The sequence below is a fragment of the Gelidibacter sp. genome (assembly GCF_035515035.1).
Lineage (GTDB): Bacteria > Bacteroidota > Bacteroidia > Flavobacteriales > Flavobacteriaceae > Gelidibacter.
On sequence record NZ_DATJCA010000072.1, the window covers coordinates 1 to 11,976 of the forward strand.

Sequence of the window (11,976 nt, forward strand, 5' to 3'; positions counted from 1 at the left end):
ACCACATTTGGCCCGGTAACAAACATATAACTGGTATCCTGGACCATAATTGTAAAATCGGTCATTGCCGGACTGTAAACGGCACCACCAGCGCAAGGTCCCATAATGGCAGAGATTTGCTGAATCACTCTAGAAGCTTGTACATTCCGATAAAAGATATCTGCATATCCTCCTAAGCTACGCACACCTTCTTGAATTCGGGCACCGCCCGAATCGTTCAGTCCGATAATTGGCGCACCAACTTTTAACGCTAAATCCATAACTTTGCATATCTTTTCAGCGTGGGTTTCTGATAACGATCCTCCAAAAACCGTAAAGTCCTGGGCAAAAACATATACAAGTTTTCCATGTACGGTTCCATAGCCAGTTACCACACCGTCGCCATAAAACTGTTGCTTTTCCATACCAAAATCTTTGGTACGATGGGTTACCAAGGCACCAATTTCTTCAAAAGATCCTTCGTCAAGCAAATAAAGGACACGTTCTCTTGCGGTCAGTTTCTTTTTTTCGTGCTGTTTATCAATACGGTCTTGTCCACCACCAAGATAGGCTAGGGCAAGTTTGGCGTTAAGGTCTTTTATTTTAGATTTCATATCCTGTTTTTTCTCGCAAAGTCGCAAGGGCGCAATGCTTAATTTTATTTTATACCTTTTGCGATTCTTTTCTTAAACCGCTTGAGCATTCTTTTACTAATTCCGGTAATTAACTATTGCTCTTTATGATAGGACTCAAGTTCCTACCTTCGCAAATGCCAGCCGTCTTCGCTTTACTAGGAGCGGGCAGGGTTAACTTCAATTTTAACTTCTCTCTGGAACTCTCAATGTTTTTTGATCCTCCAAATATTGACGTACGGCAATCAAAGCTGCTAAATGTGCTTCTTCTTTGTTTTGTTCTTCTAATTTTTCGACTGAATAGTACTTTCTAACAAAGTGGGTGTCGAAATCCCCTGATCTAAACGCTTCATGCTCAAAAACAAAAGTTCCAAAAGGAAGGGTCGTTTCAATACCTTTGATGTGATAATTGCTGATGGCATTCAACATCTCTTCAATAGCTTCTCCTCTAGTTTCTCCGTAGGTGATCAATTTGGCAAGCATCGGATCATAATAAATAGGAATGTCCATCTCTTGTTCAAAACCATTGTCCACACGAATGTTTTTACCATTAGGCAGCTGATAGACATCCAAATGTCCAACACTTGGTAGGAAGTTGTTTAATGGATCTTCTGCATAAACTCGCAACTCAAATGCATGCCCTTTAATTTTCAGATCCTCTTGTTTTATGGATAGTTCCTCGCCGCGGGCGACTCGTATTTGCAATTCCACCAAATCGGTATTGGTAATGAGTTCCGTTACAGGATGTTCAACTTGTAAGCGGGTGTTCATTTCCAAGAAATAGAAATTCAGGTGTTCGTCCAAAAGAAACTCTACAGTTCCAGCATTAACATAGTCGCATGCTTTGGCTACTTTAACTGCAGCTTCTCCCATTTTCTCCCTTAATTCTGGAGTTAATATAGAAGAAGGCGCTTCTTCAACTACCTTTTGATGACGGCGTTGAATGCTGCACTCACGTTCAAAAAGATGAATGATGTTCCCATGAGTGTCCGCCATGACCTGGATTTCAATGTGTCGCGGCGAATTGATATATTTCTCAATAAACACAGAACCGTCGCCAAACGCTGATGTGGCTTCACTAATGGCGCGTTTCATTTGCGATTCCAATTCCGATTGTTTTTCAACCACGCGCATCCCTTTTCCGCCGCCCCCTGCAGAGGCTTTGATCAAAATGGGAAATCCAATTTCTTTGGCAATTGCATGCGCTTTAACGACGTCAGTAATGGCTTCATCCATTCCGGGAACCATTGGAATGTCATAATGTTTAACGGCTTCCTTAGCAGCCAACTTACTGCCCATTATTTTTATGGCCTTAGATTTTGGACCGATAAAAATAATGTCGTTGGCCTCGCAAGATTCTGCAAAATCGGCATTTTCACTTAAAAAACCGTAGCCTGGATGAATAGCATCAACATTTAACTTCTTGGCAACTTGTATAATTTTATCACCTAAAAGATAGGATTGGTTGGAGGGACCTTCTCCAATAAGCACCGCTTCGTCAGCATATCTTACGTGAGGTGATTTTCTGTCTGCAGTGGAATAGATGGCAACCGTTTTGATGCCCATTTTCTTTGCAGTTTTCATGACGCGAATGGCGATTTCACCTCGATTGGCAATTAGTATTTTTTTCATTTATAATTTAATTTTCATTTCCGAGGAGGCAGGAATATTACTTATACCTGCTTTCGCAGGTATCTCTAATTTTTGTTAGCCACGAATTATTTTCTATGAGTTCTTTTTTAATCCAATGTTCTTTAAAAAAATACTGCTATTAAATCATTCAAACTCAATCAACAACTGATTTTTGTCAACAGCATCTCCTTTTTTTGCCGATATCGATTTTATGATTCCGTCTCTCGGTGAACTGATCACATTTTCCATTTTCATGGCTTCAAGGATTAAAAGCGCATCGTTTTCTTTGACTTCATCACCAATTTTAACATTGATTTCAAGGATTAAACCTGGCATGGGCGCTGTGATTTTATCGACCATTTTGAAGTTGCCAATCTCAAAGCCTAAATCTATTATTAATTGATCTAAGTCGTTGTTAATATTGATGTTATATGTAGTGTTGTTGATCTTTACTTTGTATGCTTTTTCATGGAAGGTGCTGTCGGTTATTTCAGCGCTGTAGGATTTGCCATCTTGAAGTATATGGTATTTTAAATCGGATGTTTTGATGATGTCTAAAGCATTAATTTCTTCATCGGACACGGATTGTTCCAGTGCTCCATTAATCTTTACTTGATATAGCTTATTCATATGGGGTGTCAAATTGGTTGAAAAGTTACGAATTAAATGAAGTAAATCAAATAGATTTCCATTAAACACATTTTAATTAAAGTCTGTTTGATCTAATAAAATAGCGCTCCAATTTGAACGATTTCTTTCTTTTAAGAATTGTGGTTGTTTTTAGAAATATGAGCGCAGCTATCAGTGCATCACCTGGTGCGGTATGCCTGTCCGTTAAATTAATGGCATAGGCTTCTGCAATGTCATCAAGAGAATAGTGTGCGCGTTTATCAATGAAATTTGATTTGATTCGTGTACTTGAATAGAGATCCATGGTATCAACGACCTTATTTTTTAAATTGGGCAAGCCCATTCGGTTCAAGGATCGGTTGATCATTTTAATGTCAAAGACGGCATGGTGGGCAATCAATACTGAATCTTCTATATAGATCAAAAATTTCTTTATGGCATCTTCCTCAGCAAATTTCTTTCTTTTGCTATGTTGAATTATTCCGTGGATATGAACGCTTTTTGGATCGAAATGTGATTGTTCTAGATAGATTTCAAAAGAATCTGCCACTGCAATCTCATTTCTTACGATAGAAACCGCACCGATAGACAAGATTCTGTCAACATCAAAATCGAAGCCAGTGGTTTCGGTGTCCAGAGCTACAAATCGTGAAGCATCCAAAGATATTTTTTCCTTTTTTTCAAAGTGCTGAAGATAGCTTTTCCAATACTCCGGATATACTTTCTTTTTGAAGTTCCAAAACATCACATATAATTATTTATGTTAAACTTCAATTTAATCGATTCCTGTACCCTTGCTATGGTTTTGAAACAGCGTTTTAATTTCATTTTTTCTTCTTTGGTCAACGCAGATAATTCGATAAACCGACCGTCGTCGTTATGGAGCAAACCATGTTTGGTACGGAATTTAAGCAATGCTTTTGACGTGTAGGAGCAGGATAAATAGAATTCTTCATTTTCAGGGAACAGCTCGGCCATTTTTTCAAATCTTTCAGCCGTGTTATTAATGTTTTTAATTTGATTGGAAAGGGCAAAGAGACGACCGGCGTCCACTATGGGCATAATTGCACGCTTTTTAATGTCGAAAAAATCTTTGTATTCCCCATCCTGTTCTACCAAAAACTGTCTAAAAAAACCAAGTGGGGAAGCGCTTCTTAACGCACTGGCTCCGAGTTTAGAGAGAAACAGGTGGTTGTTTTTTGTGATTTCAAATATATGTTCTGAGAGCTGGTTGGTGAGATTGGCATCGCCAAACGTGATGTCAAAGTCAAAAAAAATAGAGGACATTAAAATTTCGTCACCTCCGGTGTTGGAGGTCCACTGATTAAATTGATCTTTCCATTCATCCAAACTCAAACACCATTTTGGGTTTTTTGCCATGATGTCTGCTGGGCAAAAGTCAAAACCAACTGCATTCAGTCGTTTATTGACTTTCTTTGCGAGCAAGAGGAAATATTCCCTAACATCTTCCAGATCATCTGCTTTAACATTCTTGAAAACGATAGCATTATCCTGATCAGTTTGTAACAGTTGCTCCTTACGGCCTTGGCTGCCCAAGGACATCCAGGCAAAATTTACTGGGGGTTGCTTCTCCATTTTAAGGATACAGCGCTCAATGATGTGCTTCACGGTAGCATCATTCAATTCAAAAATGATTTTACTGGTTTGGGTCAATGGAATGTCCTGTTCCATAAAGCCCGCCAAAAGCACCATTATTTTTTTGCGGATATGCTTCAGTTCTTTGGTCGAATTGGAGCGCTTGATGGCCTTCATCAATACGGTCGGATTACTGCCTCGCATCACAATAATGTCGTTTTGTGAAATGATGCCGATAATTTTTGAATTTGGAGTTCCATCTGCTGTAACACATAAATGACTGACATTGTGCTTCATCATGGTAAGTTGTGCTTGGCTTATGGATACGCCTTTAGGGTAGCACAGAACGGGCGCGCTCATAATAAGACTTACACTGTCCTCAATGCTCTGTATGCCCGTGATGACCTTTTTCCGTAAGTCTTCATCCGTGACAATACCAATTGGAATATCATCATCTGCAATGACCACGGATCCAATGCGATGATGGTTCATGAGTTTTGCAATATCTTTAATTTTAGTCTTCGCCGTGGCAGTAATCACTTTTTTGGTATAGCGAACAGGCTGGAGTTCGAAAAGTTCTTTATCATTTTCCACAACATCCAAACGATGGTCATATAAGGAGCCGTGTAATTCTTTTGAAAACGGATTTTCAGTATTGGAAGCGAAGCTTTCTATAAGAAAATCAACCACATCCCTGTTTTGGGTGATCAACGGCTTAAAAGTAATTAAAGGAATGCCATAGAGGATACTTTCTTCTTCAGTGATTGCGTCAGTGGCGTAATTCTCTTTGGCAAAAAGAGGTCTGAGTCCGAAGATATCGCCTTCGTCAAACCGATCGACGGTTTCCAGTTTTGAGTTAATTTCCTTTTTTAGTGCAATGGCACCTTTGTGAATCATGTAGAACCTATCATGAAGAGATTCACCAGCGGCATAAACCATTTTGTCTTTTTCGAGGTAGGTGATGGTTACTTCTTTTGCAATGGAGTACAAATCCTTTTTTGAAAATTGGTCAAAAGGAGGAAAGTTTTTGATAAAATCAGCAATTCTTTCTGCTATAGTATTTTTCATTCCTATAAAATTAATCAAATAAAAATTTAAATCGATATTCAAAGTTCCTTGTTTCCCCGCGCTCCCTGAATATTGAAATGAGAATTGAATTGGTGTTTCCTGATAGCCTTACGAGCAAAAACAATCCCAACAAAAAGGGAGATAAACGCGCCCATCCAGATCCCCGGAATGAAATCAATAAACAAGAAAAAATCATAAGCCCCATGAAACAAAATTGCAAAAAACAGTCCGGTGAGATTTAAAATGAATCGATTTTTGGAAAATTTTGCTTTCCCCATAAAATAGCCCATTAAAATGGCGAAGGTTGCATGGGCGGGAACCGCTGTGAAGGCCCTGATAATGGCAACTTCCATTCCGCCCTGAAGCACGTACATTACATTTTCCGTGGCCGCAAATCCCATAGAAACCATGACCGCGTAAACGATGCCATCAAAAGGTTCGTTGTATTCTTCATGGGGTTGGGAATAATATCTGATGATGATATACTTGCTGAATTCTTCCGAAAGGCCAACAACAAAAAAGGCTTTAATGAATTGTTCAAAAATGCTATCGTGATTTTTTAATGGGAGTGGGATGTCAATGACGATATAAAGTAGCGTCGTAATCATAATACTGACTATGGCGCCTAATAGGAAATTATAGACTAAAAGTCTTGTGGGCTCTTTTTCATATTTATCCTTTATAAAAATATAAAATATGATAATAAAAATCGGAGCAATGGCTAGCGCTAATAAAATCATATGTTTTATTTACAGTAATCTCTGTTGAATGGCATCAATGACCTCAAGATAATAAGGTGTGTTGCTTGATATAAAATGACCGTTGTCATCACTATGCTCCAATAAGTCACGAAATTGGGGAATAGATACAAATTTTACTTGTTCCACTTCATTTCTATCTAAGGTAAGTTCTTTTAATGTATAGTCAATCTTAGCCATAAAGGTATTATGGAATTCATTATCCTTGATGCCATTTGGGTAGTTTTGAAAACACTCATAAACGCCTATTTTTTCTAAGAGGGTTTCTGGGATCTCAATACCAATTTCTTCCCGGGTTTCCCTAACGGCAGCGCGGGTTATTGTTTCACCGGCATCCACATGGCCGGCAACAGAAACATCCCATAGCAAGGGGCAAATGGTTTTGGAAGCCGCACGTTGCGCTAACAATATATCGCCATTGGCATTATAAAACCACACATGGGCGGTGTTATGATAATATCCTTTAGTGTGGATTTCTGATTTTGGGCAACTTTTCCCGGTAGGTGATCCATCGGCATTTAAAATATCGATATATTCTTCTGCAGTCATCTTATTTCATCACTGATTTCAAGCACATTACAAATTTGTCAAAATCCTTTTCAGTATTAAAAAAATGACAGGATAAACGCACATAAGCACCTCTAAAAGAAACAAATATGTTTTTTTCAGATAATGCTTTTTTTAACATTTTGATATCAACGGTTTCGGGTAATTTTAATCCGAAGAGATGATGGCTTCTATAATCATCAGCTTCAATTTCACATCCCAAATCGCGTAAATCTTTAACAGCTTTCGACGAAATTTGCTTGCAGTGGGCTTGAACTGCGTTAGGAGTCCATAAAATCACTTGTTTCAAAGCTTCCAACTGCATTTTTACATAGATAAAGCTGCCGCTTTCTCCCATCACATATCTGTTGGCAAGAGGTTTATATTCGGACTGGTATTGGGTTAAATCAGGTAGTTTATGACTGTCCAATCGGTTGGTCCAATTTTCTTCCAAAGGTTGGCCATGGTCGAAATAAGGTCCGTAATATGCATATCCACAACCATAAGGTCCGAAAAGCCATTTGTAACCTGCGCAAATCAAAGCATCAGGCTGCAATTCCTTGACCGAAAATGGCAATGCGCCAACAGATTGACTGCCGTCAATAATCATCAAAGCATCGTGTTGTTGCGTTTTTTCCCTAATTGCCTTTAAATTAAATAAAGTGCCGGTTGACCAATGGATATGTCCCATGGCAACAACCGCTGTGGAATTATCAATAGCTTCTAAAATGGCTTCATTCCATAATTTCCCACGATTGGTTTTTGATTTTGGAGCTTCTACAATTTTTAGCTGGGCTTGATATTTCTCAGTTAATTTCTTCCAAGAATAATAATTACTTGGGAATTGCTCCTGCATCAGCACCACGGTATCTCCTGGGTTTAGTTTGATGTTTTTTGCAACCGTTGCAATGCCGTAAGAAACTGATGAGATAGTGGCAACTCGCTCATAGTCATTTAATTCTATGAGCTGAGCAAACCTTTTCTTTAACTCAATGACTGGGTCGAAAAAATCAGATGATGGAATTAAATAAGGTCTGCTTTTTTGCAATACCGCATCAATCCCAGCTTTTTCGACTGCTTTAAACGACGGCGATAAACTCGCCGTGTTTAAATAGCAAATCTCTTCAGGAATGTCAAACAGATCTTTATGTTGCGAAATATCCATTACTTATCAAAATAACTAAACGTGTCGTTTTCTTTGATATTGAGTAGTGTTTCGTATATTAATTTGATGACATTCTCCACGTCATCTCTATGAACCATCTCAACTGTGGTATGCATATAGCGGAGTGGGAGCGAGATCAAGGCACTCGCCACACCCATGCCACTGTAAGCAAACGCGTCTGTGTCCGTTCCTGTAGCTCTTGAACAAGCTGAACGTTGAAAAGGAATTTTTTTAGATTCTGCAGTATCTGTAATTAAATCTCTTAATTTTTGTTGAACGGCAGGAGCATAGGCCACAACTGGACCTAAACCTAATTCCAAATGGCCTTCTTTTTTCTTGTCAATCATTGGTGTTGTCGTATCATGTGTCACGTCAGTAACAATAGCAACGTTAGGTTTGATGCGCTCAGCAATCATTTCTGCACCGCGCAATCCAATTTCTTCCTGAACGGAATTGGTTATGTATAATCCAAATGGCAATTTCTTTTTATTCTCGTGCAATAAACGCGCAACTTGGGCAATCATAAAGCCGCCAATACGATTATCGATGGCACGACATACAAATTTATCGTTATTTAAAATATGGAAGGTATCCGGATAGGTAATGACACAGCCTACGTGAACGCCCATTTTCTCAACCTCTTCCTTGTTCTTTGCACCAACGTCAATAGTAATATTTTCAACTTTTGGGGTTTCTTCTTTAGATTTATCGCGTGTATGAATGGCCGGCCAACCAAAAACACCTTTGATGATGCCATTTTTAGTGTGGATGTTAACAATTTTACTTGGAGCAATTTGATGGTCGCTACCCCCATTCCTGATGACGTAAATAAGTCCATTATCGGTGATATAATTGACGTACCATGAAATCTCATCGGCGTGACCTTCAATGACTACTTTGTATTTTGCTTTCGGATTGATGACGCCAACGGCAGTTCCGTAAGTGTCTGTTATAAAATCATCTACGTAAGGTTTGAGATAGTCCATCCATAATTGCTGTCCTGTCCATTCATAACCTGTGGGTGATGCATTATTTAAATAGTTTTCTAAAAATTCTAATGATTTGTTGTCTAAAATGTTCTTTTTTGTCATTGGTAAATATTTTGCCTAAAATTAATAATATTAATAAGAATTTAAGGTTAATGCATATGTAAATTCTTAATTTTGAAATGATTTTAGCGCTATTGCACCAATGAAGTTGATGACCTACATTTTTATTTTATTTCCTCTCTTGTTGTTTGCCCAAGTCGAACCTGTCGAGAATGATTCTACCGCGATAGAATATTATTATATTGATGGCGATTCGATTCCCGTGTCAATTATCGATTTAGATGCCGTATTGGTTTTGGGTAAATTGAAATTTGATAATAAGGAAGATCGGATTCGCTATTTGATTTTAAAACGACGAACCCTAAAAGTTTATCCGTATGCAAAACTTGCTGCAGAGCGGTTGGTTGAACTCAATAAACGGTTGGAAACGTTGGAACGTAAAAGTGAAAAACGTAGATATGCCAAAATTATCCAAAATTATATTGAAGAGGAATTTTCTGCAGAACTCAAAAAACTTACGCGAAGTGAAGGTCAGATTTTGGTTAAATTGATACATCGTCAGACAGGAAAAACGACTTTTCAGTTGATCCAGGAATTGCGAAGTGGATGGCGGGCCTTTTGGTTTAATAATACCGCGAAAGTGTTTGACATTTCATTGAAAAAGGAATTCAACCCTTTGGATGTGAGTGAAGATTATTTGATAGAAGATATCTTGGAGCGCGCTTTTCAGAACGGCCAATTAGAGCGTCAAAAATCTGCGTTCCCCATTGATTATTTTGAGCTTACTTCAAAGTGGGTTGCTAAAACAGAAAAGAATTAATGCGCATTCAATCTGATTTTGAAGAAAAACTTAATGCTTGGACCCACGGTTTTGGTGCGCTCTTAGGAATTGCTGGCTTAATCTTATTGATCAGTTACAAAGAGCATAAAACGGATTGGAGCTTAATCAGTGTGATCATTTATGGGATTTCCATTATTGTGTTGTTTTCTGCCTCTGCCATTTATCATTCAGTTTCTAGTGAAAAACGAAAGCACTATTTCAGGATCGTTGATCATATCAGTATCTATCTTCTAATTGCGGGAACTTATACACCAGTAACCTTGATTGCGCTTAATGACAGCCTGGGGTGGCCATTGTTTTGGAGTGTGTGGGCCATTGCAGGCTTCGGAATGATTTTGAAGTTGTTTTACACGGGAAGGTTTGAGGTTTTTTCTACCTTATTATATTTGGTCATGGGGTGGTTGATTGTTTTTGATTTTGGTAATCTTTCGGAATTGATTGGCCCCAATGGATTAATTTTATTCATTGCCGGGGGCGCTTTTTATACCATAGGAATCATTTTTTATGCTGTTCATAAAATCCCTTATAACCATGTCATTTGGCATTTATTTGTGCTAGGTGGTGCTATTTGCCATTATTTGATGATTTTCTTATATATTCTGTAAGACCGTGTTTTTAAGAGTGAAATTTATCTTCTCCCCACCTTATAGGACTGTTCTTATTATAGTTTGAAATGGTATAGACTGCATTTTCGTTGCGGATAATATGATCGCAGAAGCGTGTTTGCCATCCAAAATCCAATTTGAGTAGGCGTCGTGCCAACGATAATCCCAAGTTTGCAAGCGTGCGGACGGAATGCGGTATTTGTTTTGAAACTTACCAGCCAATTCTGCTGAACAACATTTCAATTAAAGGTATTTCATTTTTAATGAAACCCAAAACTTCAGGTCAAAGTGTATTTTGCTTCGAAAATTGGATTCATCCAAGACTTCAAATTAGAATATTGGGCATCTTCAAACCAAATTAAGAAGCGTGTTTCTAACCGGAAAAGCTTACATCTTCGGATTAGCTTAAAAGTGATTGTTGGAATTATCTCAATTTACTGACATCAATCTTGAACAATTCAGCGGCATTCTTCCACATAATCAATTCTTTCTTGTCCTCATCGAGTTCTAATTGATCCATAAATCTGAGATAGGATTTCATATTGCTAATAGGCCAATCGGTGCCATACAACAGATATTTCGGATCTCCGGCATAAATGATCATTTCTTCAATTTCCTTCTTCATATAGCGCTCAAATTTATCTGAGAAATCCCCTAAAGTCAATCCTGAGATATCCGCATAGACATTCTCATTTTTATAAACGATCTCCATACAATCCTTAATCCAAGGACTTCCTACATGACATATAACGATTTTCAAATCGGGATAATCGACGGCTAAATCGTCAATATGGATAGGATGGGAGTATTTTATTTTTCCATTTGGCGCGTAAGTATCCCCGGAATGAAACATTACTGGGACATCAAACTCGATAGCCATATCATACATGACCTTAAACCGGATGTCATTAGGATAAAACGGTTCATAACCTGGATAGAATTTAAGGCCTTTAATGAGTCCAGCATCAAGAAACTCGCTGAGTTCGCGTAAATCTTTATAGTCGTAATTCAGATAGCTTACACCGGCCACAACGCCCAGATTATTCCTATTGCTAATGGCTTCAACTACTTTTGTTGTACTAGGCCTGTGCTCATTTACTTTATAGGACGACAATACCAATGAATAATCCACCTTGTTTTGCTCCATTGTTTCCGTCAGTTTATCAAGTGAATTTTCTAAGGAAACAACTCGGTCTTCGTGATAGTTGTTAATGTGGGTATGGACGTCTATAATCATATTAATGTTGGATTTTTGGTGTTTTTTTACAATATCGAGAAATTATTAATGGTGGGCAAGTTTAGAAACCATTGAGCAGTCTTGGGTTTGTGGTAGAAACATCCGACTAAGCATCTATAAAGTCTTTATAATCTTCAAAAAACGTTTCAAATAAGGTCATTTTTTCAACAAAGAACTCCATGACATCCCGCCAAGTGTTTTTATTGTGAATGGATACCTTTTGATCCAATTTCACGTA

Annotated in this window: 13 protein-coding genes; 2 read left to right on the plus strand and 11 right to left on the minus strand. The window is 38.2% G+C overall.

Annotation, left to right across the window (positions count from 1 at the left end; genetic code table 11):
- The 9 genes from VLZ86_RS05770 to VLZ86_RS05810 all read right to left on the minus strand — a co-directional run.
- A partial coding sequence (locus VLZ86_RS05770; protein ID WP_325449659.1) for a carboxyl transferase domain-containing protein occupies window positions 1-593 on the minus strand: 593 nt, incomplete at its 3' end.
- Between the two features lie 204 nt (window positions 594-797).
- A complete protein-coding gene (gene accC, locus VLZ86_RS05775) occupies window positions 798-2,243 on the minus strand; it encodes an acetyl-CoA carboxylase biotin carboxylase subunit (protein ID WP_325449661.1) in 1,446 nt (481 codons plus the stop codon).
- Window positions 2,244-2,387: 144 nt separating this feature from the next.
- The gene (locus VLZ86_RS05780; RefSeq protein WP_325449664.1) at window positions 2,388-2,873 is read right to left on the minus strand and encodes an acetyl-CoA carboxylase biotin carboxyl carrier protein subunit; all 486 of its coding nucleotides are present in this window, start codon (window positions 2,871-2,873) and stop codon (window positions 2,388-2,390) included.
- Window positions 2,874-2,949: 76 nt separating this feature from the next.
- On the minus strand, window positions 2,950-3,618 hold the full coding sequence (locus VLZ86_RS05785) for a 3'-5' exonuclease (protein ID WP_325449666.1): 669 nt from the start codon (window positions 3,616-3,618) through the stop codon (window positions 2,950-2,952).
- Complete coding sequence (locus tag VLZ86_RS05790; protein WP_325449668.1) at window positions 3,618-5,537, minus strand: DUF294 nucleotidyltransferase-like domain-containing protein; 1,920 nt, start codon at window positions 5,535-5,537, stop codon at window positions 3,618-3,620. Before VLZ86_RS05790 ends, VLZ86_RS05785 begins: the two co-directional genes overlap by 1 nt.
- A gap of 38 nt (window positions 5,538-5,575) precedes the next feature.
- Window positions 5,576-6,277, minus strand: a complete 702-nt coding sequence (locus VLZ86_RS05795; RefSeq protein WP_325449670.1) for a PrsW family intramembrane metalloprotease — start codon at window positions 6,275-6,277, stop codon at window positions 5,576-5,578.
- Between the two features lie 9 nt (window positions 6,278-6,286).
- Window positions 6,287-6,844 (minus strand): NUDIX hydrolase, encoded by a 558-nt coding sequence (locus VLZ86_RS05800; RefSeq protein WP_325449672.1) that lies wholly within the window; start codon window positions 6,842-6,844, stop codon window positions 6,287-6,289.
- A gap of 1 nt (window position 6,845) precedes the next feature.
- Window positions 6,846-8,006 (minus strand): aminotransferase class V-fold PLP-dependent enzyme, encoded by a 1,161-nt coding sequence (locus tag VLZ86_RS05805; protein WP_325449674.1) that lies wholly within the window; start codon window positions 8,004-8,006, stop codon window positions 6,846-6,848.
- Complete coding sequence (locus tag VLZ86_RS05810) at window positions 8,006-9,097, minus strand: M42 family metallopeptidase (RefSeq protein ID WP_325449676.1); 1,092 nt, start codon at window positions 9,095-9,097, stop codon at window positions 8,006-8,008. The genes VLZ86_RS05805 and VLZ86_RS05810 overlap by 1 nt, the downstream gene beginning before the upstream one ends.
- Before the next feature lie 100 nt (window positions 9,098-9,197).
- Between VLZ86_RS05810 and VLZ86_RS05815 the strand changes: the two genes are divergently transcribed.
- Entirely contained in the window at window positions 9,198-9,875 is a 678-nt protein-coding gene (locus VLZ86_RS05815; protein WP_325449678.1) for a DUF4294 domain-containing protein, read from the plus strand.
- Window positions 9,875-10,501, plus strand: a complete 627-nt coding sequence (trhA, locus tag VLZ86_RS05820) for a PAQR family membrane homeostasis protein TrhA (protein ID WP_325449680.1) — start codon at window positions 9,875-9,877, stop codon at window positions 10,499-10,501. Before VLZ86_RS05815 ends, trhA begins: the two co-directional genes overlap by 1 nt.
- Before the next feature lie 424 nt (window positions 10,502-10,925).
- On the opposite strand, the gene VLZ86_RS05825 is transcribed toward trhA, so the two are convergent.
- On the minus strand, window positions 10,926-11,738 hold the full coding sequence (locus VLZ86_RS05825; protein ID WP_325449682.1) for an amidohydrolase family protein: 813 nt from the start codon (window positions 11,736-11,738) through the stop codon (window positions 10,926-10,928).
- Between the two features lie 106 nt (window positions 11,739-11,844).
- The gene (locus VLZ86_RS05830; RefSeq protein WP_325449684.1) at window positions 11,845-11,973 is read right to left on the minus strand and encodes a DUF4268 domain-containing protein; all 129 of its coding nucleotides are present in this window, start codon (window positions 11,971-11,973) and stop codon (window positions 11,845-11,847) included.
- Between the last annotated feature and the right edge of the window lie 3 nt (window positions 11,974-11,976).

Coding starts and splice junctions, on each gene's coding strand:
- accC (WP_325449661.1), bottom strand. CDS start 2,243: ATGAAAAAAATACTAATTGCCAATCGAGGTGAAATCGCCATTCGCGTC.
- VLZ86_RS05780 (WP_325449664.1), bottom strand. CDS start 2,873: ATGAATAAGCTATATCAAGTAAAGATTAATGGAGCACTGGAACAATCC.
- VLZ86_RS05785 (WP_325449666.1), bottom strand. CDS start 3,618: ATGTTTTGGAACTTCAAAAAGAAAGTATATCCGGAGTATTGGAAAAGC.
- VLZ86_RS05790 (WP_325449668.1), bottom strand. CDS start 5,537: ATGAAAAATACTATAGCAGAAAGAATTGCTGATTTTATCAAAAACTTT.
- VLZ86_RS05795 (WP_325449670.1), bottom strand. CDS start 6,277: ATGATTTTATTAGCGCTAGCCATTGCTCCGATTTTTATTATCATATTT.
- VLZ86_RS05800 (WP_325449672.1), bottom strand. CDS start 6,844: ATGACTGCAGAAGAATATATCGATATTTTAAATGCCGATGGATCACCT.
- VLZ86_RS05805 (WP_325449674.1), bottom strand. CDS start 8,006: ATGGATATTTCGCAACATAAAGATCTGTTTGACATTCCTGAAGAGATT.
- VLZ86_RS05810 (WP_325449676.1), bottom strand. CDS start 9,097: ATGACAAAAAAGAACATTTTAGACAACAAATCATTAGAATTTTTAGAA.
- VLZ86_RS05815 (WP_325449678.1), top strand. CDS start 9,198: ATGAAGTTGATGACCTACATTTTTATTTTATTTCCTCTCTTGTTGTTT.
- trhA (WP_325449680.1), top strand. CDS start 9,875: ATGCGCATTCAATCTGATTTTGAAGAAAAACTTAATGCTTGGACCCAC.
- VLZ86_RS05825 (WP_325449682.1), bottom strand. CDS start 11,738: ATGATTATAGACGTCCATACCCACATTAACAACTATCACGAAGACCGA.